We start from the raw sequence: 1,994 nt of genomic DNA, 5'->3' as shown, positions 1-1,994 counted from the left end.
CTTCGCTCTCGGCTCCGGGGCCCTCCGAGTGTCGCTCACGCGGCTCTCTTGAATTTCGCTGAGGGCAGATTTAGAAGCGAACTTCTTCGTCGCCAGCGGCGCACCGCCCTCGTTCGTGGGGCGTATATAGTCGCCACCCGATCGAACTGTCAACAGCCAAGATAGCTCTTTTTTCGATTTCTCGCGGAGATATCCACGGAGGGGAAAATGCTAAGCTGGCTTGGTTCATTTTTGGCCGGCGTTCCGCCGCCAACCATCCCGGCGATAGCAGCCACAACCGCCCTGCCGAGCGGATGCGTTCAACCCGGAAATCGCCTGCAGCACTTAGCCGGATGCCGGCCGCGGCGCCCGACTGAACGCCGGTTTAGAGCCGTTCCTCGAGCAATTCGGGCGTGATGTTCCGGCCTGCGTAGAAGATGCCCAGAATCAGCACGCGCTCGCCGTCGACAGCGAATACGATCCTGACCGCGCGGCGATAACCGATGATCCGCAGCCCCGGCATGATCTCCACCCGCTCGGTGCCGCGCTGTGGAAATGTCGACAGGCCAAGGCAATGATCGCGGATGCCGGCGACAAAATTCCAGGCAACCGCCGGCGACGCGCGCTCGGCTATGTCGTCATAGAGCTGTTCGAGTTCGGCTTCCGCTTTCGCATGGAAGACAATCCGGTATTCCATCCCCTACCTGGCTTTCGCCTGCCGCGCGCGATGACGGGCCTCCAGCCGGGAAAACACCGTTTCGGCGGGGATTGCCTTTGCCGGATCCTGCCGGAGCTCGGCCATGCGCGACGGGATTTCCTCGCGCAGCCACTTCTCCCGCTCCGCCTCAAAATCCTCGAGCATGCGCAGGCCGGCGCGGACAACCTCGCTGGCATTGTTGTAGCGGCCCGATTCGAGCTGCTTCCTGATGAAGCGCTCATAGTGCTCGTTCAAGGCAAAGTTTGGCATGGGGAACCTCCCGGAGAAATATGGGGCCAAGCAGCGGATATAGCAATAGATAGCAAGAATTGACAGTCCTGGTTGATTCGGGCGCGCTTCATCCCTGGCGATTCGATTGGGGACCGAGCTCCCCCGAATCGGGCGGCAGCCGAAATGCCGATCAAGAACGCCGGCGCCGATCGAGGATCGCCACGCGTTTTAGCCGGCTCGCCGCCTCAGCGCGCGGCCCACACCAGCCCGCGGCGCAGGATGGTGTGCATCTGCGGTACTTGGAATTCCGACGCTGCATGACCGAGCGAGGAATAGAACACCCGCCCCTTGCCGTGCCTGCGCTTCCACACCACCGGCATGACGACGCCGTCGATCCACGGCGCGTGCGAGCCGGAGAAAGTGGTGGTCGCCAGCACCTCGTTAGAAGGATCGACATGCATGTAATACTGCTCGGAGCGGTAAGGGAAATCCTCGATGCCTTGCATGATCGGGTCGTCGCGCCGGGTAACATTCACATGATAGTCGATGATGTTGCCGGGATGCGCGACCCATTGCCCGCCGCACATGAACTGGTATTCGGGCGATTCGCGAAATGCGTCGCCCATGCCGCCATGGTAGCCGCCAAGGCCGACGCCGTTTTCGACCGCTTTCGTCAGATTGGCTTCTTCCGCCTTGGTGAGCTTGGACATCGTGTAGATCGGCACGATCAGGCTGAGCTCGGCGATCGCCGGGTCGGCGAAGATCGCGGTCGTGTTCTCGACGCGCACGGCAAAGCCTTCCTCCTCGAGCATCGCCTTGACGACACGGGCGCCGGCTTCGGGCTCATGGCCCTCCCAGCCGCCCCATACGATCAGCGCCTGCCGCATTTTCCTCTCCTCATGCCTCGCGCCGCGAGCGAACATATATGGCGCGCGGGCTCCGAGCGACCATCGCTGCAAAGCTCCGCCGAGTCGAGTTGGAAAGAAGCGCAGGGCAAAAGCAAAAACGCCCGCTTTCGCGGGCTGTTTTTGTATTGGTTGCGGGGACAGGATTTGAACCTGTGACCTTCAGGTTATGAGCCTGACGA

3 protein-coding genes are annotated in these 1,994 nt (G+C 61.7%); all 3 read right to left on the bottom strand.

Features of this window, described 5'->3' with window-relative positions; all coding sequences use genetic code 11:
- Positions 1-364: 364 nt before the first annotated feature.
- Positions 365-676 (bottom strand): type II toxin-antitoxin system RelE/ParE family toxin, encoded by a 312-nt coding sequence (locus E5X34_RS32495; RefSeq protein ID WP_292573297.1) that lies wholly within the window; start codon positions 674-676, stop codon positions 365-367.
- Positions 677-679: 3 nt separating this feature from the next.
- The gene (locus tag E5X34_RS32490) at positions 680-946 is read right to left on the bottom strand and encodes a type II toxin-antitoxin system ParD family antitoxin (protein WP_292573295.1); all 267 of its coding nucleotides are present in this window, start codon (positions 944-946) and stop codon (positions 680-682) included.
- Between the two features lie 206 nt (positions 947-1,152).
- A complete protein-coding gene (locus E5X34_RS32485) occupies positions 1,153-1,794 on the bottom strand; it encodes a ThuA domain-containing protein (protein WP_292573292.1) in 642 nt (213 codons plus the stop codon).
- Positions 1,795-1,994: the final 200 nt, after the last annotated feature.

This window comes from Mesorhizobium sp. (genome assembly GCF_004963255.1).
GTDB lineage: Bacteria > Pseudomonadota > Alphaproteobacteria > Rhizobiales > Rhizobiaceae > Mesorhizobium.
Note: the sequence above shows the minus strand (reverse complement) of the source record. Positions and strands in the feature narration are given on the sequence as shown.

Coding starts and splice junctions, on each gene's coding strand:
- E5X34_RS32495 (WP_292573297.1), bottom strand. CDS start 676: ATGGAATACCGGATTGTCTTCCATGCGAAAGCGGAAGCCGAACTCGAA.
- E5X34_RS32485 (WP_292573292.1), bottom strand. CDS start 1,794: ATGCGGCAGGCGCTGATCGTATGGGGCGGCTGGGAGGGCCATGAGCCC.
- E5X34_RS32490 (WP_292573295.1), bottom strand. CDS start 946: ATGCCAAACTTTGCCTTGAACGAGCACTATGAGCGCTTCATCAGGAAG.